The sequence below is a fragment of the Kaistella soli genome (assembly GCF_019038595.1).
Taxonomy (GTDB): Bacteria; Bacteroidota; Bacteroidia; order Flavobacteriales; family Weeksellaceae; genus Kaistella; species Kaistella soli.
The window spans coordinates 109,609-131,753 of record NZ_JAHOPF010000006.1 but is presented as its reverse complement, the minus strand read 5'-3'; the positions used below and the strand labels follow the sequence as shown (position 1 = coordinate 131,753).

The 22,145-nt window shown below is 39.2% G+C and carries 24 protein-coding genes; 18 read left to right on the top strand and 6 right to left on the bottom strand.

What is annotated here, in order from left to right; all coding sequences use genetic code 11:
- The first annotated feature begins 73 nt into the window (after positions 1-73).
- The 8 genes from KSK37_RS12680 to KSK37_RS12645 all read left to right on the top strand — a co-directional run bounded on the left by KSK37_RS12680 (position 74) and on the right by KSK37_RS12645 (position 5,103).
- Positions 74-1,279 carry a pyridoxal phosphate-dependent aminotransferase gene (locus KSK37_RS12680; RefSeq protein ID WP_217201914.1) on the top strand — a complete coding sequence of 402 codons (1,206 nt, stop codon included), beginning with the start codon at positions 74-76 and terminating at the stop codon, positions 1,277-1,279.
- A 96-nt stretch (positions 1,280-1,375) separates the two neighbouring features.
- Positions 1,376-1,891 carry a DUF2199 domain-containing protein gene (locus KSK37_RS12675; RefSeq protein ID WP_217201913.1) on the top strand — a complete coding sequence of 172 codons (516 nt, stop codon included), beginning with the start codon at positions 1,376-1,378 and terminating at the stop codon, positions 1,889-1,891.
- A gap of 3 nt (positions 1,892-1,894) precedes the next feature.
- Positions 1,895-2,914: a UDP-N-acetylmuramate dehydrogenase gene (gene murB, locus KSK37_RS12670; RefSeq protein WP_217201912.1), complete on the top strand. Its 1,020-nt coding sequence runs from the start codon at positions 1,895-1,897 to the stop codon at positions 2,912-2,914.
- A gap of 178 nt (positions 2,915-3,092) precedes the next feature.
- Positions 3,093-3,338, top strand: coding sequence for a 50S ribosomal protein L28 (gene rpmB, locus KSK37_RS12665; RefSeq protein WP_088358631.1), 246 nt, complete (start codon positions 3,093-3,095; stop codon positions 3,336-3,338).
- The gene (gene rpmG / locus KSK37_RS12660; RefSeq protein WP_015806891.1) at positions 3,338-3,520 is read left to right on the top strand and encodes a 50S ribosomal protein L33; all 183 of its coding nucleotides are present in this window, start codon (positions 3,338-3,340) and stop codon (positions 3,518-3,520) included. The genes rpmB and rpmG overlap by 1 nt, the downstream gene beginning before the upstream one ends.
- Before the next feature lie 19 nt (positions 3,521-3,539).
- Positions 3,540-3,695: a DUF4295 domain-containing protein gene (locus KSK37_RS12655; protein WP_088358630.1), complete on the top strand. Its 156-nt coding sequence runs from the start codon at positions 3,540-3,542 to the stop codon at positions 3,693-3,695.
- A 116-nt stretch (positions 3,696-3,811) separates the two neighbouring features.
- On the top strand, positions 3,812-4,768 hold the full coding sequence (gene ftsY / locus KSK37_RS12650) for a signal recognition particle-docking protein FtsY (protein ID WP_088358629.1): 957 nt from the start codon (positions 3,812-3,814) through the stop codon (positions 4,766-4,768).
- 80 nt (positions 4,769-4,848) lie between these two features.
- Entirely contained in the window at positions 4,849-5,103 is a 255-nt protein-coding gene (locus KSK37_RS12645; protein WP_088358628.1) for a GlsB/YeaQ/YmgE family stress response membrane protein, read from the top strand.
- A gap of 71 nt (positions 5,104-5,174) precedes the next feature.
- Here the strand turns inward: KSK37_RS12645 and sppA are convergent, their stop codons facing one another.
- Positions 5,175-6,932, bottom strand: a complete 1,758-nt coding sequence (sppA, locus tag KSK37_RS12640) for a signal peptide peptidase SppA (RefSeq protein WP_217201911.1) — start codon at positions 6,930-6,932, stop codon at positions 5,175-5,177.
- A 20-nt stretch (positions 6,933-6,952) separates the two neighbouring features.
- On the opposite strand from sppA, the gene folK reads away from it, so the two are divergent.
- The 5 genes from folK to fmt all read left to right on the top strand — a co-directional run bounded on the left by folK (position 6,953) and on the right by fmt (position 12,958).
- Positions 6,953-7,375 carry a 2-amino-4-hydroxy-6-hydroxymethyldihydropteridine diphosphokinase gene (folK, locus tag KSK37_RS12635; protein ID WP_217201910.1) on the top strand — a complete coding sequence of 141 codons (423 nt, stop codon included), beginning with the start codon at positions 6,953-6,955 and terminating at the stop codon, positions 7,373-7,375.
- Between the two features lie 11 nt (positions 7,376-7,386).
- Positions 7,387-8,502 carry an OmpA family protein gene (locus KSK37_RS12630; protein ID WP_217201909.1) on the top strand — a complete coding sequence of 372 codons (1,116 nt, stop codon included), beginning with the start codon at positions 7,387-7,389 and terminating at the stop codon, positions 8,500-8,502.
- Positions 8,503-8,532: 30 nt separating this feature from the next.
- A complete protein-coding gene (locus tag KSK37_RS12625) occupies positions 8,533-9,978 on the top strand; it encodes an OmpA family protein (RefSeq protein WP_217201908.1) in 1,446 nt (481 codons plus the stop codon).
- 81 nt (positions 9,979-10,059) lie between these two features.
- Positions 10,060-11,970, top strand: coding sequence for a RecQ family ATP-dependent DNA helicase (locus KSK37_RS12620; protein WP_217201907.1), 1,911 nt, complete (start codon positions 10,060-10,062; stop codon positions 11,968-11,970).
- Positions 11,971-12,013: 43 nt separating this feature from the next.
- Complete coding sequence (fmt, locus tag KSK37_RS12615; RefSeq protein WP_217201906.1) at positions 12,014-12,958, top strand: methionyl-tRNA formyltransferase; 945 nt, start codon at positions 12,014-12,016, stop codon at positions 12,956-12,958.
- 10 nt (positions 12,959-12,968) lie between these two features.
- On the opposite strand, the gene KSK37_RS12610 is transcribed toward fmt, so the two are convergent.
- Together KSK37_RS12610 and tsf are read right to left on the bottom strand one after the other, a co-directional pair.
- The gene (locus KSK37_RS12610; RefSeq protein ID WP_217201905.1) at positions 12,969-15,023 is read right to left on the bottom strand and encodes a choice-of-anchor L domain-containing protein; all 2,055 of its coding nucleotides are present in this window, start codon (positions 15,021-15,023) and stop codon (positions 12,969-12,971) included.
- 97 nt (positions 15,024-15,120) lie between these two features.
- Positions 15,121-15,945, bottom strand: a complete 825-nt coding sequence (tsf, locus tag KSK37_RS12605; RefSeq protein WP_088358620.1) for a translation elongation factor Ts — start codon at positions 15,943-15,945, stop codon at positions 15,121-15,123.
- Positions 15,946-16,084: 139 nt separating this feature from the next.
- On the opposite strand from tsf, the gene KSK37_RS12600 reads away from it, so the two are divergent.
- Positions 16,085-16,663, top strand: coding sequence for a DUF6759 domain-containing protein (locus KSK37_RS12600; RefSeq protein ID WP_217201904.1), 579 nt, complete (start codon positions 16,085-16,087; stop codon positions 16,661-16,663).
- Positions 16,664-16,669: 6 nt separating this feature from the next.
- On the opposite strand, the gene KSK37_RS12595 is transcribed toward KSK37_RS12600, so the two are convergent.
- The 3 genes from KSK37_RS12595 to KSK37_RS12585 are packed head-to-tail and all read right to left on the bottom strand — an operon-like array spanning position 16,670 to position 19,406.
- Positions 16,670-17,365, bottom strand: a complete 696-nt coding sequence (locus KSK37_RS12595; protein WP_217201903.1) for a tRNA1(Val) (adenine(37)-N6)-methyltransferase — start codon at positions 17,363-17,365, stop codon at positions 16,670-16,672.
- A gap of 3 nt (positions 17,366-17,368) precedes the next feature.
- Positions 17,369-18,823 carry a sensor histidine kinase gene (locus KSK37_RS12590; protein WP_217201902.1) on the bottom strand — a complete coding sequence of 485 codons (1,455 nt, stop codon included), beginning with the start codon at positions 18,821-18,823 and terminating at the stop codon, positions 17,369-17,371.
- Positions 18,810-19,406: a riboflavin synthase gene (locus KSK37_RS12585; RefSeq protein WP_217201901.1), complete on the bottom strand. Its 597-nt coding sequence runs from the start codon at positions 19,404-19,406 to the stop codon at positions 18,810-18,812. The genes KSK37_RS12590 and KSK37_RS12585 overlap by 14 nt, the downstream gene beginning before the upstream one ends.
- Before the next feature lie 107 nt (positions 19,407-19,513).
- Here KSK37_RS12585 and pdxA point away from each other — a divergent pair, with 107 nt between their 5' ends.
- The 4 genes from pdxA to accB all read left to right on the top strand — a co-directional run bounded on the left by pdxA (position 19,514) and on the right by accB (position 22,084).
- Positions 19,514-20,605, top strand: coding sequence for a 4-hydroxythreonine-4-phosphate dehydrogenase PdxA (pdxA, locus tag KSK37_RS12580; protein WP_217201900.1), 1,092 nt, complete (start codon positions 19,514-19,516; stop codon positions 20,603-20,605).
- Positions 20,606-20,691: 86 nt separating this feature from the next.
- Positions 20,692-21,213, top strand: coding sequence for a YceD family protein (locus KSK37_RS12575; RefSeq protein ID WP_217201899.1), 522 nt, complete (start codon positions 20,692-20,694; stop codon positions 21,211-21,213).
- A 64-nt stretch (positions 21,214-21,277) separates the two neighbouring features.
- On the top strand, positions 21,278-21,481 hold the full coding sequence (gene rpmF / locus KSK37_RS12570; protein ID WP_088358613.1) for a 50S ribosomal protein L32: 204 nt from the start codon (positions 21,278-21,280) through the stop codon (positions 21,479-21,481).
- A gap of 123 nt (positions 21,482-21,604) precedes the next feature.
- Positions 21,605-22,084, top strand: coding sequence for an acetyl-CoA carboxylase biotin carboxyl carrier protein (gene accB, locus KSK37_RS12565; RefSeq protein WP_217201898.1), 480 nt, complete (start codon positions 21,605-21,607; stop codon positions 22,082-22,084).
- Positions 22,085-22,145: the final 61 nt, after the last annotated feature.

Genomic DNA, 22,145 nt, shown 5'->3' with positions numbered 1-22,145 from the left:
GTCTGTCTTTTTGGAGGATCAGGGATTTCATTGCTCCTGAAAAATTTCTTATTTTTGTTCAAAATTCAAAATAATGCCTAAAATTTCACACCGAGCAGAAAATATGCCTGCTTCGCCTGTCAGGAAACTGGTTCCGTTTGCGATCAAAGCCAAACAGAAAGGCCTTAAAGTATATCATCTCAATATTGGACAGCCGGATATTGAAACGCCGGAAACTGCTTTGAATGCAGTAAAAAACAATCATCTTAAGATTTTTGAATATGCTCTTTCTGAAGGAAATATCGAATACAGAACGGCACTCAATACTTATTATCATTCCCTCGGTTTTACAGATCTGACGACCGATAACTTCATCGTAACCAACGGAGGTTCGGAGGCTTTGAATTTTGCCATTTCCACGCTGTGTGACGACGGAGATGAAGTGATTATTCCGGAGCCTTATTATGCAAATTACAACGGATTTACCAATACGTTCAATGTGAAGGTTGTGGCGGTTCCGTCAACGATTGATACAGGTTTTTCCCTTCCACCGGTTGAGGAGTTTGAGAAAAAAATCACTCCGAAAACCCGCGCGATTATTATCTGCAATCCAGGAAATCCTTCAGGATATCTCTATACCAGGGAAGAACTTCAGAAACTTGCGGAGATCGCCCTGAAACACGATATCGTGGTTATTTCTGACGAAGTTTACCGTGAATATGTCTACGACGGAAAGCAGCAGATTTCGATGCTTGCCTTCCCGGAAATTGCAGAAAACTGTATTATCATCGATTCGGAATCCAAGCGTTATTCGATGTGCGGTGCGAGAATTGGCTGTCTGATCACGCGTTCGAAAAAAATTCATGATGCCGCGATGCTTTTTGCGCAGGCAAGGCTGAGCCCGGTTCTTCTGGGACAGATTGCTGCAACTGCTGCCCACCAAAACGATTCGGCCTATATTATGAAAGTTCGGGAAGAATATACCCACCGCAGAAATGTGCTGGTTGATCTGCTGAACGGAATTCCCGGCGTGATCTGCCCGAAACCCAAAGGCGCATTTTACTGTGTTGCCGAGCTTCCTGTGGACGATTCGGACAGGTTTGCACAGTGGCTGCTGGAGCATTATTCCCACAACGGCGAAACCATTATGGTAGCTCCGATGAGCGGTTTCTACAGCAATCCGAAACTTGGAAAAAAACAGGTGCGTATTGCTTATGTTCTGAAGGAAGCGGATTTGCGCAGAAGCGTAGAACTGCTGAATGACGCGCTGCAGAAATATAAAATTGAGTTTAATCTCTAAATTCATCAGAAACGGGCTTCAGCCCGTTTTTATGTGTAAAAGTACCGGCTTCGGCCGGAATTAATATAAGTTTGTTGAAACAGGTCACCGTTAAAAATGGATTCAAAATTTAAATGCAGTATTTGTGGGGAAATTCATACCGAATATCCGTCGTTAACTTTTGCGTATCCTAATTCTTATTACTGGCTTTCGGAAGAGCAGAAACAGAATGCAGTGTTTATTGATTCCGATTTCTGTACCATTGAATATCCGGACCGTACTGATCATTTTATTCGTGTGCTGCTAAAGCAGAAGATTGCAAAAACTTCGCTCTACCTGGAATATGTACTTTGGGTTTCTTTGAGTGAAGAAAGTTATGAAGATTATCTGTTTAATTTTGGGAATGAAAATCACGAAACCCTGTATTTCGGTTGGTTGAGTAATGCACTTCCGGATTATAAGTTTGAAAAAGGAATTCCCGTGGATGTGAAAACGAAAAAAGGGAATTTACGACCCGAAATTTATCCGCATTTAGATGTGGATCATCCTTTTGTAAACGATTTTTATCACGGAATTACGAAAGAAGAAGCGGAAAAAAGAATTCATCAAATGCCCGTAAAAAAACCTCAATAATACATGAACGTTCAGGAAAATTATTCTTTAAAAAATCACAATACCTTCGGAGTAGAGGTCTCTGCAAAATATTTTGCGCAGGCAGGAAATTTTGATGAACTTAAAAATGCTCTTGAATTTGCCAAAGCCAGGGATTTGAAAACGCTTTTTTTAGGCGGCGGGAGCAATGTGCTTTTTACTGAAAACTTCGACGGTTTGGTTATTCAGCTGAATTTGAAAGGAATTTCGGAAAAAATACTGAATGAGAACCAAGTTTTAGTCACCGCAAAAGCAGGGGAGAACTGGCATGAATTTGTGCAGTACTGTCTTCGCAAAAATTACGGCGGTCTTGAAAATTTATCCCTGATTCCCGGAAACGTCGGCACTTCGCCCATGCAGAATATCGGCGCTTACGGAACAGAAATTAAAGATACTTTCGTGAACTGTACCGTACTAAGTCTTGAAACCCTTCAAACGGAGGTTTTTGATGCTGAAAAATGCGATTTCGGTTACCGCGATTCTATTTTTAAAAAAGAAGGAAAAGGAAAATATGTGATTCTGGAAGTTAGCTTTAAGCTGACCACCAACAACCATGTCATTAAAACCGAATATGGTGCGATCAAAACAGAACTTGAAAAAATGGGGATCGAAAATCCAGGTATTCAGGATGTTTCGGAAGCCGTGATCCATATCCGTCAAAGTAAACTTCCGGATCCGAAAGTTACCGGAAATGCGGGAAGTTTTTTCAAGAATCCAACGATTCCTTTGGAGCAGTTTGAAAAGCTGAAGATGAAATTTCCGGATATTCCGGGTTACCCGAACGGTAATGCTGTAAAGGTTCCTGCGGGCTGGCTTATCGAGCAGTGCGGCTGGAAAGGAAAACAGATAGGAAATGTAGCATCCCATGAGCTTCAGGCACTGGTGATCGTCAATAAAACCGGACTTGCTTCAGGAAAAGAAATTTATGATTTTTCATCGCTGATTATCGGTTCGGTGAAAGAAAGATTCGGGATCGAGCTCGAGCGGGAAGTAAATATAATATAGAGGTATTTTTGGAGAGGAAATTTGAATTATCGGAATCATTTTAGCTGCTGTAAACCTTTTGTAATTCAGTATTTATAAAATTTATCCAGATTAATTTTACAAATATTTGTCTATCTGAATTTTTCTTCGTTATTTTGCACTCTCAAATATAATAAGTAGTAATAAAGAACATCGAGATATGTCAAGAATTTGCCAGATAACAGGAAAGCGTGCAATGGTTGGAAACAATGTTTCTCACGCTAATAACAAAACGAAGCGTCGTTTTGAGATTAACTTATTGGAGAAGAAATTTTACCTTCCGGAGCAGGAAAAATCTGTAACACTGAAAGTTACTGCCCACGGATTGAGAATTATCAACAAGATTGGTATCGAAGAAGCAGTGGAAAGAGCAACAAGAAACGGATTTATAAAAAAAGATAAGTAATGGCTAAAAAAGGTAACAGAGTACAGGTGATTCTGGAATGCACAGAGCATAAAGAAACAGGTGTAGCAGGAATGTCAAGATACATTACGACTAAAAATAAAAAGAACACTACCGAGAGATTGGAGCTGAAAAAATTCAATCCTGTTCTTAAAAAATACACCCTTCACAAAGAAATCAAGTAATTTTTTAAAAAAATAAAAGATGGCAAAGAAAGTAGTAGCAACGCTTCAGGGTGGTGCAGGTTCCAAGAAAATGACCAAAGTAGTGAAAATGGTAAAGTCTCCTAAATCTGGTGCTTACATTTTCGAAGAAAAAGTAATGAATGCTGATGATGTAGACAGTTATTTGAAAAAATAATTCTACACACGCTTATGATATAGAACTATCCAAATTTTTTGGGTAGTTTTTTTGTTATATTTGCTCTGCTTTTAAAAAGCGGGTAAAAATCGGAAATATAAAAATGGATTCAGAAAATGAGCTGGTATAAAAATATATTTAAAAAAGAGGAAAAGGAAACTTTGGACAAGGGGCTGGAAAAATCCAATCAGGGATTTTTTGAAAAGATCTCCAAAGCGGTTGTCGGAAAATCAAAAGTAGATGATGAAGTGCTGGATGATCTGGAAGAGATTCTGATTGCATCTGATGTTGGCGCTTCTACGACGATAAAAATTATACAGAGAATTGAAGAACGCGTCGCCAGAGACAAATTTGTGGGAACCGATGAACTGAATACGATCCTCCGGGAAGAAATTTCCGGTCTTCTTCTGGAAAACCCACATTCAGGCACAGGAAATATCGACGAGACTAAAAAGCCTTACGTCATCATGGTAGTTGGAGTAAACGGTGTAGGTAAAACTACGACCATCGGGAAACTTGCCCATCAGTTTAAATCTGAAGGAAGAAAAGTGGTTCTTGGTGCAGCGGATACTTTTCGCGCGGCGGCGGTTGATCAGCTCGTGATCTGGAGTGAAAGGGTAGGTGTACCTATTGTGAAACAGGGCATGGGTTCTGATCCTGCTTCTGTAGCCTTTGATACGGTGCAGAGTGCCGTGGCCAATCAGGCAGATGTAGTGATTATTGATACTGCAGGAAGACTTCACAATAAAGTGAATCTGATGAACGAACTTACCAAAATTAAAAGGGTGATGCAGAAGGTTATTCCGGATGCGCCTCATGAAATTCTTTTGGTGCTGGACGGTTCAACCGGACAGAATGCTTTTGAGCAGGCGAAGCAGTTTACAGCGGCAACGGAAGTTAATGCTCTGGCTGTGACTAAATTAGACGGTACAGCAAAAGGCGGAGTCGTGATCGGAATTTCTGATCAGTTTCAGATTCCGGTAAAATATATTGGTGTTGGTGAAAAAATGACGGACCTTCAGTTATTTAATGGAACGGAATTTGTAGATTCTTTTTTCAGAAAACGTAATTGATAACTATTTCATAGTTTTAATTGCTTTTTTATAATATTGGAAAACCATTTACTAAATATTAACATTAAAATTTTAAAACTATGGGTATTTTAACTTGGATCATTTTTGGTCTTATCGCAGGTGCAATCGCTAAATTCATCATGCCTGGAAATCAGGGAATGGGATGGTTACTCACTATTATCTTAGGTATTGTAGGAGCATTCGTTGGAGGATGGATCGGCAGTATGCTCGGATGGGGAACTGTAAACGATTTCGACATCAAAAGTATGCTGCTTGCAGTAGTAGGTGCTTTGGTTGTCCTCTGGATTTACGGAGTAGCTACCAGAAGAGCTTAATAACTTTACAAAAAATAAAATCCCGGTCTGAATTTTCAGTCCGGGATTTTTTTTATGATTTTTTAATCTGGTCAGTCGAATTTAATCTGATAAGGCATTTCCATCATCACTTCGCTTTTCAGTTTTGGGTTTGTCACCTGTTCGAAGATCTTATAGTTTTCCTTACCGATTTTGTTTTTAATCAGTCTCGCGGATATTTCATCTTCGTCCATATCTTTAAAAATCTGTTCCAGTTTGGTGACTTTTTTAGGATACGTTGCTACGTTATAATTTTTGAGTTTCGCTTTCTGAGCTGCAAAGGCGATGGCATCATTTAAAGTTCCCAGTTCGTCAACAAGACCTAACTGTTTAGCACGCGTTCCGCTCCACACTCTTCCGCCGCCCACTTCGTCAATCTGTGTGAAAGATTTATTTCTGTTTTGGGTAACGAAATGTACGAATCTTTTATAGGTCTGTTCCACACTTCTTGTCATGATGGATACTCCGCCGGGCGTAATGCCGTTGATCGGTGAATACATATTGGAATTGGCATTGGTGTTTACCGCATGAGAACTTAAGCCGTTTTTATTCGCGATCTCTTTAAAATAAGGAATGATTCCGAAAACGCCGATGGAGCCGGTTAAAGTATTGGGCTCCGAATAGATTTTATCCGCTGCCATTGCAATGTAATAACCGCCGGAAGCTGCATAGTCTCCAAAAGAAACCACTACCGGTTTTTTCTTTTTCAGCTGCTGCATTTCAAAAAGAATTTCATCTGAAGCATTAGCGCTTCCTCCTGGCGAATTAATTCTGAAAACCACCGCTTTGATTTTATCGTTTTCAGTAAGTTTTTTAATTTCTTTCACAAAATTTTCAGAATAAACCGCGTCGTTGCCTTCGCCGTTATAGATTGCTCCGGAAGCGTAAAGCACCGCAACCTGATCCTCTTTTTTGGTATTGTCTTCACTGAAGGAGCTGATGTATTTGCTGAACGATATTTTATTAAGCTTGTCTTTTTCCTTGACATTGAGTTTTGCCTTCATTAAATTATCGTACTCCGTTTTCTGAATGAGACGGTCTGCAAGTTTATGCTGTAAGCTCAGATCCGGAATGATACCGTAAAGGCTGTCCACAACAGTTCTGAACTGTGCGGTATCTATTTTTCTGGAACCGGCCATTTTTAATGACTTTGCTGACCATAAGTCTTTAAGCAAAACGGAAAGCTGCTCTTTGTTTTCCGGAGACATATCATCTCTTAAAAACGGTTCCACAGCAGATTTATATTTCCCGTGACGGATGACCTGTATTCCGATTCCATATTTGTCCGCGAAACTTTTCATGTAAAGAATCTCGGTGGAAAGTCCTTTGAGTTCAATACCTCCGGACGGATTCAGAAAGTACTGATCCGCCACTGAACCTAAATAATAGGCCGACTGTGATACCGAATTACCGTAGGCATAAACAAATTTTCCGCTTTTTTTGAAATCTTCCAAAGCTGTACGGATGTCATCAAGTTGAGTCATACCTGCTTTTATTCCGTCGGTCTCAATGCTGATTCCCTTTATTTTGTCATCGGTCTTTGCTTTTTTAATTGCTTCCAGCATGTCGAAAATAAGGATGTTCTTTTCTTTTTCGTTAAATGTGAAAAGTTCGCCGCTTTCCTCCGTAGGGCTGTCGATAATATTGGTTTTAAAGTCTAAAGTGAGGACAGAGTTGTTTTTAACTGTGGCTTTGTGGCTGTCACTAAACATGCTCACTACTACAAGGGTAAGTAAAAACATGAAAAAAACCGCCGCAATAATCATAATTGCCACTATATTTGCTAAGACATTTTTAACAAAACTTCTCATAAAATTTTATATTTTACAATATGTCGCAACATTTGGTAACTTTGTTACTCGGAAGCAATCTGGGAAACCCGGAGAAAAACATTGAAGCAGCGAAAAACCTTATCGCAAGTGAGATTGGCACTATTTTAGCTACATCAGAAATTCTTCATACCCAACCCGTTGAATTTGTAAGTAATAATATTTTTTGTAATATTGCATTAGTATTAAAAACACAATTTTCCCCCATAAAACTTCTGAATCTGATAAAAGGAATAGAGTTTGATATGGGAAGAACAGAAGATTCATTGATAACAAAGGGGTATGTAGACCGGGTAATCGATATTGATATTGTACTGTATGACCGTATAATATTTGAGTGTAAAACTCTTCAGATTCCTCATGTAAGGCATTTATATAAACGTGATTTTTCCAGAAAGTTGTTGCAGAGTATTAAAACACATTAAAAACATAAAGTATGAAATTAGGTTTATTTTTAACATTAACCCTTCCAATGGTTTTCTATGCTCAGGACAGAACATCAGCTGCGGGTTCAAATGATTATCCGAACACGTATTCAAGTGGCTCTGCCAATGTTCAACAGTTTGACAATTCTGCCAAAAGGTTTAATGACTGGGCAGTCTCCGTTGGTGGAGGTGCTGCTTTGATGACAAACGCTGATTTGACCTCTTTCTATGACGGTAAAATCAACTGGGGCTATAACGCCTACGTAAGTCTTGATAAACAGATTTCCCATGTTTTTGGTCTCAGTCTGCAGTACCAAATGGGCAAATCTAACCAAAAAGGACAATTACCGGGAGCCGAAGGTGTAAAAGCTGGGGTTGCCAATGCCTGGACAAAATACCAGCAGATTTCTGTATTGGGAGACGTCAATTTTTCAAATCTTTTACGGCGGGTAGATAATCATTCGCCTTACAGATGGGCTCTTCACGGATATGGCGGGATAGGTCTGATGGCGTATGAAACGCTGCTTCTGGATAATGATATTTCCAACTATAATCCACGGACTTTCCCTTTGGCTGTTGACCAGAAATTCAATATCGGTTCATTTTTCTTTCAGGGAGGTCTTGGTCTGAAATATAATGTTTCAAACCTACTTGATCTTGAACTGAGAACGATGTATATCGTCAGCGGTGATGAAGAATTTGACGGCGGCGGTGATCTGAGAGACACAGGCAATCCGCGGATTAATTATAACTTAATTAACGATTCTTACAGTGATAATATGTTAACTGTGAATCTGGGTCTTACTTTCAAATTAGGAAAACACAGTTCCCATCTAGCGTGGCATGATCCTTTACAGGAAGCTTATTACAAAACAAGTGTTTTAGAAAGTGCTTCTGATGATTTTGTGGTGTGCGTTAAAGGGGATAACGATAACGACGGCGTTTGTGACGATTGGGACCGACAGCTTGATACTCCGGCAGGAGCAAGAGTTGACGGTGCTGGGGTTGCTCTGGATATGGATTTAGACGGTGTTATCGATCTTTATGACAAATGCGTTACGGTGCCGGGAACGGTAGAAAACAGCGGCTGCCCAACAGGTATGGTCATCTCACCTGAACTTAAATAAGACATCATTTATAACTTAATAAAAAAAATTATGAAACTAAATTTAACAAGCGTTGCATTAGCACTAGTACTTCCTACTGCTGTCTTTGCGCAAGATTCTGTTGCAGTTTCCGGTGGATCGTATCCGAATACATTCACTTCAGGTTCTGCTAATGTTTCCCCATTTACTCAGGAATCCAAACGGTTTAATGACTGGGCGATTTCTGTTGGAGCAGGTGTTCCCTTGGTACAGTCTGCGGATTTAACTTCCCTTAAAAACGGTAACGGTAAAAATGTTTTCGGATATTCAGCTTATCTGAGTGTTGATAAAGCAATTACCCATGCATTTGGGCTGAATCTTCAGTACGACAAAGGAGAAACAAGACAGGGCTGGTTCAATACCAAAACTGATAACGCAACCGGCACAGGATTTCAGGATGTGGGTGCGAGAACCCAGTACGATGCGATCTCTTTATTGGGAGATATCAATTTTTCCAATCTGTTGAGAAGAGTAGATAACAAATCTCCTTTCAGATGGGCACTTCACGGTTATGCGGGTATTGGTACTCTGGCGTACAGAGCTTATCTTGAAGATGCTTCCGGCCAGAGATTAATGACAGAAATTAAACCTTTTAAACTGGGTTCAATGTTCGGTCAGGCAGGTGCAGGTCTGAAGTATAAAGTCAACAGAAGAATTGATCTTGAAGGTAGAGTAATGTATTTCGTAACCGGAGATGATCAGTTCGATGGTGGAGGAGAACAGTACAGTGCCATTAACAGAAGAGAAGATGGGGTTTCCGACAATTTCTTCAATGCAACATTGGGACTTTCTTTAAAATTAGGAAAACATGAGTCTCACCTGATGTGGCATGATCCGCTGCAGGAAATCTATTATAAGTTAGACGTATTGGCGGATAAAAACCAGGATGTTGAAGTTTGTAAAAAAGGAGATGCCGATAATGATGGCGTTTGCGACGACTGGGACAGACAGCTTGATACCCCTGCAGGCGCAAGAGTTGACGGTGCAGGTGTCGCTTTAGATACAGATTTGGACGGGGTGATCGATCTTTATGATAAGTGTGTAGTGGTTCCGGGTCCTGTTGAAAACAACGGTTGTCCTACGAACTCAAGTTCTACCATTACAGATAATACAAGAACGTTGGAAGGAATAGAATTTGATCTGGATTCCGATAAAATTCTTCCATCAAATACTCCTATTCTGAACAGTGCTGTAAGCTATATCAATTCGTCAGCAGGTTCTTATAACGTGATTGGAGGTACTGATACCAGAGCTTCTGATGCATATAACCAGAGACTTTCTGAAAGAAGAGCCAATACTGTGAAAAATTATCTGATCCAAAACGGAGTAGATGCAGGTAAATTAAACGCAATCGGAAGAGGTGAAAAAGACCTTAAATATCCGGAATGTGAACCGGCTACCAAATGTCCTGAATGGAAAAACAGAGCAAACAGAAGAGTTTACTTTGAAGCGAAATAATTTTTCAGCTATTGAATTATAAAAGCCACGCATTGCGTGGCTTTTTTTGTTTTATGGAATTTGTTTCAGTAATTTTACCTCATGATTTCTCAGCAGGATTTTCACCAGTTAAAATTTCAGACTCTTAAACATTTTTGGGGCTATGAAACTTTCAGAGATTCCCAGGAAGAAATCATCAATTCTGTCATTAACAGAAAAGATACTTTGGCACTTTTGCCAACCGGTGGCGGTAAATCTTTGTGTTACCAGCTTCCAGCACTTATTTTGGAAGGGACCTGTCTGGTGATTTCTCCGCTTTTGGCATTGATGAAAGATCAGGTTTATCAGCTTAAAAATAATGGTATTGAAGCCGAATATTTATCTTCAGAGCTGGATGAATTTGATGCTGAAGTAATCTTCAACCGGTGCAAGGACGGTTTGACGAAACTCCTCTATATTTCCCCGGAAAGACTTACCAACAGAATTTTTCTGCAGAATCTGGAAGAAATACAACTGTCATTTATCGCTGTAGATGAGGCACACTGTATTTCGGAGTGGGGACAGGATTTTCGCCCGAGCTACCAGAATATCAAAACCTTCCGGCAGAATTTCAATAATATTCCGTGTCTGGCACTTACTGCTACGGCAACGCCAAAAGTTCTGGAAGAAATCAAGACTAAACTGAATCTTGGAAATCCTGATGTTTTTAAAAAAAGCTTCAGAAGAACGAATATTAAAATTATTTCCGATAAAATCGCGGACAAGTATCAACGGGTGCTCAACCTGATGAAGTACAACAATTCTTCCGGAATTATTTATGTCAGAAGCCGTAAAGAAGCCGAAGAACTTACAAAATTTCTCCAGAGAAACCATATTCAGAATATTGATTATTTTCACGCCGGTCTTCCAGTAAAAGAAAAAAACGAAAAGCAGAATGCCTGGGTGAGAAGCCAGAATAAAGTGTTGATTTCCACAAACGCTTTCGGAATGGGTATTGATAAAGAAAATGTCCGTTTTGTTATTCATTTCTCGCCTTCCCAGTCTCTCGAAAATTACTATCAGGAAATCGGACGAGCCGGTCGCGACGGTTTGGAGTGTCATACTTTTCTGCTTTGGAATGAACAGGAACTCAGTGATTTTGACCGTATTTTAATCAATCAGATTCCATCAAAATCTGAGTTCCAGAATATTGTAACCTATCTTTATTCGTGCTTTCAGATTGCTGAGAACGATCTGCCTGAAAATGTTTTCCAGCTTCATATCCAGCGGATTCAAAGCTTTACAAGAGCTTCAATGGCTAAAATTAAAAACGTGCTGAATTTTCTCCACAATCAGGAAATTATATTTTTTAATACGAACCGGTCGCTTTCCTCTTTGGAACTTAAAATTAATTCCGACGAAATAGAACTGCTGCCAAAGAAAGATGCTTATTTTATTGAACTTTTGCTAAGAAATTATTCCGGACTTACCACTCACAAAATCATGTTCAGCGAATTGACGATGAGCAATAAAATTGGGGTTGATGCGCATATCATCAAAGAAAGAATTAAAGAAATGCAGCAGAAAAATTATCTGGAATATATCGACGGTGCGTTGTCGAGTATTAAATTTTTGAAACACCGTGATGACAGGGCTATCACAGGAAGGTATTGGGGACTTTTCGAACAGATACAGAAAAATAAGCTCCAGAAATGGGAAGAAATGAAATTCTTTGTTCAGGATACGGAATTTTGTAAAATGAAACTCATTCTTTCTTATTTCGGAGAAAAAAATGTGAGAAACTGTGGACATTGCTCGGTTTGTGAGAAACAGAAAGAAAATGTTTTCGGAAGAAATGTTTCCCATGAAATTCTCGAAATTCTGAAACGGAAACCTTCGGGTGTTGAAGAAATCGCGATTCAGTTAAATTATTACGAAAAAGAAAATATCCTGGAAAACCTGATTCACCTTCTGGATTCGGGAAAAGTAAAAATGCTCAATTTCAGAACCTACGCGTTTAATCATGAACATTAAATAACGCATGTGCTGCTTATTCAATAAAAATTATTCAAATTAAATGAAATCATTAAAAGTTATATTTTTCGGAACTCCCGAATTCGCCAAAACCTCATTAGAAGCCATCCACCAATCGCACCACGAAGTGGTCGGCGTGGTAACGGTGGCAGATAAAGCCAGCGGACGCGGACAGAAAATTCATGAATCGCCGGTGAAAACTTTTGCGGTAGAAAACAATCTTGCCGTTTTCCAACCGGAAAAATTAAGAAGCCCGGAATTTTTAGAACGTATTAAAAACTTAAATGCTGATGTCTTTGTCGTTGTAGCTTTCAGAATGATGCCCAAAATTTTATTCGAAATGCCAGAAATGGGGACTTTCAATCTTCATGCATCACTTCTTCCGGATTACCGCGGGGCTGCTCCTATTAATTATGCAGTGATAAACGGTGAAGCAAAAACCGGTGCCACTACTTTTTTTATCAACGAAAAAATTGACGAAGGCAATATACTTCTTCAGGAGGAAATAGAAATTTCACCTAATGAAAATGCCGGGATGCTGCACGACCGTTTAATGGAAATGGGCGCGAAACTGGTCGTGAAAACTTTGGACGGGCTGGCTGAAAAAACAATTCAGGAAAAACCGCAGCCGAACGTTGAACATCCTAAAAACGCGTTTAAAATTTTCAAAGAAGATACAAGGATCGAATGGAATAATGATTCAGAAACCGTACACAATTTCATCCGCGGAATGTCGCCTTATCCGTGTGCTTTTAGCACGCTGAAAATTGGTGATGAGGAAAAATCACTGAAAATTTACCAGGGAAAATTTGAAATTTCAACTCACGATAAAAAGCCGGGAAGTTTGGAGATCGATAAAAATCATTTTAAGATTTTCACTAAAAACGGTATCTATTTCCCGGAAGAAATACAGCTTGAAGGTAAAAAAAGGATGAACGTAAAAGATTTCCTTAACGGATTTCAGCATTTTGATACCATTTCAAGGTAATCAAACTTCATTAGTTTCTGTTTTTAACTAAAATCCAGCCTTTATAGGAAACAGGTAACTGAGTGTCCGGTTCTGTCCAGTTAAGGATATACCAGTAATTTGCTGTTGGTAGTGCTCTTCCGCCAAATTTTCCGTCCCAGATAAACTGTTTGTCTTTTGCGCTGAACACCAGATTTCCGTAACGGTCGAAGATCTGCATGCTGACATTTTCTTTGATTCTTAAATCAGAATAGTCAAGGACGTCATTAACTCCGTCACCGTTTGGTGTGATGACGTTGATCAGATTAATTATAAGAAATTCCTTTTCAATAATGCCGCATTTTTCCGAATCAGTAACATAAACTTTTCTCATTCCACGGGGAACGTTCTTAAATACATTAGAACTTTGAAAACTGATACCATCCAGGGAATAGCTGTACGGGGGAATACCGCCGGAAACAAAGACGGTGGCGGTGCTTCCCATCACATCGATCTGGGTAATCTGCGGTAAATCCGACGCAGTCACTTTTACTTCCTGTTGCAATTTGCAGCCATTAGCAGAAGTGAGTTCCACGATATACTTTCCGACCGGAACATGATCAATGGAATTAACGGTAGGTCCCTGAGCGATGATATCACCGTTTTCACGCATCCATTTGTAGTTTTTAAATCCTGTTTCCGCTTCGAGTTTTGTGGTCGCATTGGCACAGATGGTTTTATCAGCAAGCACCTCCGATTTTTTTGGCGTAAGAAGCTGCAATTCTTCATATGTTATAGCGCAGCTGCCACTTTCTGCCTGCACATAAATCTTCACATCATTGCTGTAAGTCCAGTTGTTGGGCAACGGAATAAGGTAAGCGGGATCCTGAAAATATGTGACTTTAAAATAATCTTTATAGTTCGGAATGATTTGGGAGTTAAGATCCTGAAGGTTAACAGAAATTGGTTTGCCTCCGTTGTAGTTACAGAAATCTTTTGGTGTGATGATCGGTTTTTCGACGAATTCGACTTTAACCGATCCTTTCAGTTCGCAGCCTAAAATACTGATCTCCACTTCGTAAGTTCCGGTATCCGTAATGATGCCGGGAATGGTGAACAGAGGATTTGTTTCTCCTGCCAGCTGGCTGCCGTCTTTGTACCATTGGTAAGAAGTTGCGCCTGAAGTGGTAGCATCTAATACTTTACTGGTTCCTACACAAAGAGCGTTACTGCTGGAGATTATAAGATCCGGACCCAGATCTTTTTTACCTACAAAACTTCCGGCTTTCAGGAAAACTGCAGAATCGTAGCGTCCTGTTCTGTCATTACCGGCTAAATGGTCTGCAATCACAAGTTTAATATGATATTTCACCCCCGGAATAATATCGGTTTTCGCGGTGAGAACTTTGGTCTGGCCATCGAAAGCAGTAGGAGAGTTTACCCCGTTAAAACTGCCGAAATATCCGACATTTCGGGGACAGTTGGGCGCGGTGTTAATTGAAAGTGAGGTCACAGGATCCTGAGTTCCTGGAACTACAGCAATATTGGTGTAAGGATCCGCGGTACCTGCTTTCTTGATGAGGAAAGCAAAAGCATCCGAATAAATACAGTTAGTTCTCCGGTATTCTTCTGAAAGGAAAAGATATTCGAAGCTGATACCGGAGGTGTTGTTCGCTACGAAATCGAATTCCAGGGAAGTTGAATTTAAATAGCTATAATAATTCTCCTGCAGAGCATCTGCCAAATCCTGATCTCCGAACCAATTGCTGTCCTGGTCATCTAACACACTACTAGTATTGGGACCGGGCGCATTTTGGGCATTTCCCGTACTTAGAATTATTCCCTTCGCAATATCAAAATTCATCGTTCCTTTTTCGAAATATCCATAGCTGGAAGTGCTGTTCCCATAATCCTGCCAACCTTTTGCTGACACATTCGATACAGTAATGCATGCTGCGTTTTGGGATCCGATGAAAATGTCTTTTACAAGCTGTTCCGGTGTATAGGTTGATGTATCTACCCTGATGTACTGCTGAGCATTCGCGGATATGGAGATTAATATAAAAAGCAGGGCAAAACCGCTGCTGAAAAATTTATGTTTAAACATGGTGTTTTTTGCGGAAGACAAAATTACTTCTTATTTACCGAAAAAAAAATCTCCTCCATCGTAATGGAAGAGATTTTTATCATAGATAAGTAACTAATTAAGCAAGACTTACTCTTACAAAACCTACTACTTTTAAGTCTCCATTCACAGATTTTACATAATCAGCTACAGACATGCTTCCGTCTTTAATAAACGCCTGGTGAACCAATGTGTTGTCTTTGTAGAATTTCTGCATTTTTCCTTTAAGGATGTTATCGATGATATTTGCAGGTTTTCCTTCTTTAGTAAGGATATCTCTTTCGATATCAAGTTCTTTATCGATTGTTTCCTGAGAAACCATAGTTTCATCAAGAGCAATTGGGTTCATTGCAGCAACCTGCATTGAAACTGCTTTAGCCGCGTCAGCAGCACCGTCAACATTTGAAGAAAGGGAAGTGATGGCAGCGATTTTGTTTCCAGCATGGATGTAAGCTCCTAAGAAAGGACCTTCAATTCTTTCGAAAGAACCGATTTCGATTTTCTCACCAATTACACCTGTCTGCTCGATTAATTTTTCTGCTACAGTAGTTCCGTGGAAATCAGAAGCTAAAAATTCTTCTTTGTTCGCATAGAAAACTGCCTGTTCAGCAAGTTCGTGAGCTAATTCAACAAAAGCGTCGTTTTTCGCAACGAAATCAGTTTCACAGTTCAAAGCTATGATAGCTCCCATGGTGCTGTCTTCATTTACTTTTGCGATAACAGCTCCTTCCGTAGATTCTCTGTCTGCTCTGTTGGCTGCTACTTTCTGTCCTTTTTTTCTAAGGATTTCAATTGCTTTTTCGAAGTCGCCATCCGCTTCTACCAATGCTTTTTTGCAGTCCATCATTCCTGCTCCTGTCGTGTTTCTTAATTTAGCTACGTCTGCAGCAACCGGTGTATACATAGAATTATTTTTTTTATGTTTAAAAAATTGATTATTTAGCTTATTTTTAAGCCATGCAAAGATAATAAATTTCGTACAAACTAAAAAGAAGATTTCTTCGTTATTACTAAAATTTAAGCCACTAAAAACCATTGCTTTAATGAAAAGATATTTTTACATTCTGCTTTTTTTTGTTTCTGCTTTTTCCTCCGCACAGTCTAAATATACCGCAGCGCAGGTTGAAAAAAGCACGGATCCGCAGGTGATCGCCAATTTTATTAAGTACAATCCGGATCATCCCAAAACTCCCGAATTTAAACGGAAACTTTTTGCTTCAATTAATAATGACAAACCCGCAGCAGTGAAAGCGAGTGTTGCAAAACCTACCGTAAAACCCATCAGCACTGAAAAACTGAAGACAGAAATCAAGAGAGATGTGGCCAAGGACGGCACCAACGACAAGCACAAAAGAACGGCGGATTTGCTGAACCACCTCTTCAATACAGATCCTTCGAGCAAAACCGCGTATGTGCAGATCGTCAATAAATCAAAATGTAATTTGATTGTAAAGATCAGCGGTAGAAATTATTATAATCTTGATGTTCCGGCGAATAACCAGAATTTTATTTTAGTGGATAAGGGAAATTATACGCTCACTACCTCGGTGTGTGACGCAAAATATTCGTCTGTAAAAAACATCAGTAAAGATGTTGTGGTAACGCTGAATGCGCCTAAATAAGATTTTCTATTGCCCGAAAACATGAAACTCCTGAGTGAGCTCCAGATATTCGTCTGAATATTTTCTCGGGGATTTTTCGATGACGAATTCAGATTCGCTTATATTTCTCTGCTCAAACCCGAATTCGAGAATGCAGCGTTTTGCTTTCGCGTTTTTAATTCCGAAGATTTTAATTCTTTTCTGTAAAAATAAAGCGTATTTCAGACATTTCTGTTCAAATTCATTGCCTGCTTCAAACGGAATTATTACGGAGAAAATTCCTGTTTCGGATAAGAATTCTGCAGTTTTTGATATCAGATGATCAAATGAAAGTTCGGTCTGCTGCCTTGCCAAAATATCTTTTTCCGAAGGATTTTCCTCAAAATATGGAGGATTCGAAATGATAAGCCCAAACTTTTCACCAGTTTCAAAATCCTTGAAATCCTGATGAACGGTCTGCATTCTATCTTTAAAGGGTGAATTGCTGAAGTTTTCAGCAGCCAGTTTTTCGGCTTCTTCATTGATATCAAGTGAAAGTATTTCTGCCTGAGGATTTCTCTGAGCGATCATCAGAGAGATCAATCCGGTTCCTGTTCCCACTTCCAGAATTTTTTCCGAATGATTTGCTGAACATAAAACTCCCAGCAAAACACCGTCTGTCCCTACACGGAAAACATTTCCTGACTGATGTATGGTGAAATTCCTGAACTTAAAAGGTTTCATTTTCTAAAGATTCGTAGGAAGCAGTATGGTAAATGTGGACCCTTTACCGAGTTCAGATTTTACGGAGATTTCACCCTTATAGTCTTCCACCATTTTTCTCACCATGGTTAAGCCGAGGCCGGTTCCGCTGGTTTTTGAGGTAAAGTTTGGCTCGAAAATACGGTCGTACATATCTTCCGGAATCCCGGTTCCGTTGTCTTCAACATTGATGATGATTCTTTTATGACGCTGTTCGACGTTGATGTTAATACTGTTTTCGCGGTCTTCGTGACGTGCCTGTCTTGCGTTGGCAACCAGATTGGTAATAATTCTGGATAGATAAATCTTATCCATTTCCACCATGATCGCCACTTTGTTCGAATGGAAATAAATACTTTCGTCACTGAAAACATTAATAATATTCCTTATTTCGTTATTAAGATCGAAAACTTCATTGTTCTTTTCCGGAAGCTGGGCAAACTGAGAAAAAGCGCTTGCAACGGTTGCCACCAAATCAATCTGATCCACGATTGTAGTACTTAAATGTTTCACCTTTTCCCGGATATTAGGATCAGTCGGATCAAATTTTCTTTCGAAATTCTGAATCGTGAGTTTCATCGGTGTTAAAGGATTTTTCACTTCGTGAGCGACCTGTTTGGCCATCTCGCGCCATGCTTCTTCTTTTTCTTTGAAACTGAGACGCTCTTTCTGTTCTTTAATCTGAAGAATCATTTTGTTGTAAGCTTTAACCAGCTGGTTCAGCTCATCGTTGTGGTAATATTTGATAGGTTTAGGGTCATCTTCCAGAAGGGTGATCTGGTTAATTTTATCAGAAAATTTGGTCACGGCTCTGGTGAGGTTATTGGAAATGATCCAGCTCAGCCATACCGCTATTGCAATGATAAAGAGATTAACGATAATGATGTAGTTAACATATTTATTAAAAACACTGAAGTAAGATCCATCATTATGGTAATACGGGAAATATACGATAGCGATGGGTTCCAGCATGTTGTTTTTCAGAATCATGTAGGAAGACGTTACATTGGCGTCTGTTTTATTGTCGTATTTCTGAAAATCGACTCTTTTATCGCTTTTAATTACTGTGTTTACAATATTGATGGGGATATTTTTTTCAGCGATAAGGTTGATGTCCTTATTGGAAATAAGATATCTGCCCGCCATATCATAAATGATAATATCCTGATTATTGATGTCGGCGATTTCGAAAATGTCGTTGGCGAGGATATTTGGCAGATCTTTCGTTTCGGCCTGCGTGTGACTTACCGCATAATCCAGCGATGACATCAGGCTTTCCGATTTTTTCTGCAAATCGGTGCGGCTCTGTTCCACCGCATTATTCCGTAAAATAAAATAGGAGAGTATAGAAGAACTCACGATACTGAGCAAACAGATCAGGAGGAATCCCCAAAAGACTTTGTTTCTTAAGCTATAACCTTTATATTTAGAGAACGGCATTTTTTTTCATAAGTTTCGTTACATATTTTCCAATTATGTCGAATTCTAGATTTACAAGGTCACCAGATTGCAGATTTTTCATATTCGTAAATTCCCAAGTATAAGGAATAATTGCTACGGAAAACTGACCAAAGCCGCTTTCAGCAACTGTTAAGCTGATTCCGTTTACGGTGATTGAACCTTGCGGAACTGTTGTAAAATCATCGGTTTCATCGTAAGTTATCGTTATGAAAAAACTTCCGTCTCGGTCCTCGATCTTCTGTACAATTCCGGTTTTGTCGACATGTCCCTGAACGATGTGCCCGTCCAGTCTTCCATCAAACTTCAAACAGCGTTCCAAATTCACTTCAGTTCCAACATTCCATTGGCCGAGATTGGTTTTTTCCAAGGTTTCAGCAATAGCGGTTACGCTGTAATTTTCGTCGGTAATTCTCACTACAGTAAGGCAGCAGCCGTTATGCGCCAAACTTTGATCTATTTTTAATTCCTGAGTAAAAGGACAGCTTAATATAAAATTAATGTTTTCGCCACTGCGTTCAATTTTTTCAATGATTGCGGTAGCTTCGATAATTCCTGTGAACATAAGAGGATATTTACGGTGGGAAAATTTAAGTTTCAAATAATATTCAAATAGTTATTTCTATTTTCCTAAATTTGTGAAATTCTATTAATCTTCAAAGATAATTAAAAATGAGTTCTAAACACCATAAAGTAAGAGTGGGAATTTCGATTGGTGATTTCAACGGCATAGGCCCTGAAATCATTATGAAATCACTGAAAGATAAAACCATTACCGATTTTTTCACCCCCATTATTTTTGGTTCCGGGAAGCTGTTTACTTATCAGAAAAATATTTTTAAACTTCAGCATAATTTTAATTATATCACTGATGCAACCCAGGCGCAGGGAGATAAAATTAATATGGTAAACCTTACCAAAGATAACGTAAATGTAGATTTGGGGAAGCCAACCGAAGAATCCACCCGAATGGCAATAGATTCTCTGGAAGCTGCGACCAATGCGCTGATGAATGGTGAAATTGACGTTCTGGTTACCGCACCGATCAACAAGGACGAAATGATGAAGCATGGTTTTGCCCATGCAGGACACACTGGTTATCTGGAAGAAAAGTTTGATAAAAAAGGACTGATGTTTTTGGTTACTGACAATTTAAAAGTTGCCGTTTCTACCCATCATATACCCATTTCCCAGGTCGCTGAAAGTATTTCGAAAGAGAAGATCAAGAAACAGATCAAAATGCTTAATCAGTGTCTGATTGAAGATTTTCAGATCAGAAAACCCAAGATCGCGGTTTTAGGTTTAAATCCTCATGCCGGAGACGGAGGAGTAATCGGAAACGAAGAAATAGAAATTATCGAGCCCGCCATTAAAGAACTTTTTGATAACGGAGTTTTGGCTTTCGGGCCATTTCCCGCGGACAGTTATTTTCAGCCAAATAAATATAAAAACTACGATGCGGTTTTAGCGATGTATCACGATCAGGGCTTGGCGCCGTTCAAAACTTTGGCTTATGAGGAAGGCGTTAATTATACCGCAGGTCTGCCTTTTGTAAGAACTTCGCCTGATCATGGAGTAGCTTATGATATTGCCGGGAAAAATATAGCTGATGAGCAAAGTTTTTCCGAAGCGGTTTTTATGGCGATTAAGATTTTCAGAAACAGACAGGAGTATAATGATTTGATGACCAATCGCATGCAGCCGCGCAGAAGCGCTGTGACCAACGGCGTGGATGAGGATCTGCCTTCAGAAAACGGACATTAAAATCTCCGAAATCATATTTCCCGATTATTTGTTTTAAAAATTATTTGTAATATTAAAAAATTTGCATATTTTTGCACACTCATTTTATGGACAAGTTAAGAAACTACGATATCGTGTTTTCGGGACAAAAAAACGGTCAGCACGATTTCAAATTTGAGATAGATAAAGCGTTCTTTCAACTTTTCGATACTGAACAGGAATTTACAGAACCTAAAATTGTGGCAGAGGTCTTAATGGACAAACACACTACTTTTTTAGAATTCTTCATTAAAACTTCCGGAACGGTAAATTTAGTTTGTGACATCACCAACGAAAATTTCGACCATCCGATTGAAAATGAATTGAAAATTCTGGTAAAATTCGGTGCAGAGTATGATGACAGTGAAGAGGATGTGATAACCATTCCGAGCACTGATTATGCTTTCAATATAGCGCAGTTGCTTTACGAAGTGGTGATGCTCGCTATACCGATGAAGAAAATATCTCCAAACGTCTCTGAAAAGGATTTGGAAATGTTGGAAAAATTCAGTCCGAAAGAAGAAGTTGAAGAAGAACCGAGCAGCGACCCAAGATGGGACGCATTGAGAAAATTAAAAGATAAAAATTAAATAGTTTAAATGATGAGGAATTGAGCAATCACTACTCATCGCTCATCAAACAAAATTATAAGAAATGGCACATCCAAAGAGAAGACAATCGTCAACAAGAAGAGATAAGAGAAGAACACACTACAAAGCAAGTGTTCCTCAATTGGCAAAAGATGCAACTTCAGGAGAAATGCACCTTTATCACAGAGCGCATTGGTTTGAAGGAAAAATGTACTACAGAGGTAAAGTAGTAATGGAAAAAAATGTAGAAACCGCTGAAGAAAACTAAGAGACGAATCTTAGAAAATATTCAATTTTATACAAAAACCACTCGATTTTTTCAATTTCGAGTGGTTTTTTGTTGTTTTTTACTGATTTTTAGTATCTTTGGCATCTTAAATAAATATCACCTATGGACATTAAAGACATACAAAACCTGATTAAATTTGTGTCTAAAGCAGAAGTTTCTGAAGTAAAATACAAAACAAAAGATTTCGAAATCACGATCAAAACTCCACTCGCAGGCAGCGAAATGAGTTATGTATCCCAACCTGCAGTATATCATTCTGCTCCACAACCTGTTGCATCTGCACCAGCTCAGGCTGCTGCTCCGGCTACGCCTGCTGCAGACGCTGTTGCTGAAGACAGCAAATTGGTTACCATCAAATCTCCGATGATCGGAACCTTCTACAGAAAACCATCTCCTGATAAGGATGTTTTTGTAAACGTAGGTGATGAAGTTTCTAACGGTAAAGTAGTTTGCGTTATTGAAGCTATGAAGTTATTCAACCAGATCGAGTCTGAAATTTCCGGAAAAATCGTGAAAATTTTGGTAGACGATGCTACACCTGTTGAATATGACCAACCTTTATTCTTAGTTGATCCGTCTTAAATTATGAGTGATGGGTAATGAGCGGTGAGCAATTATCTCTTCACATGTAAAGTCATAATTC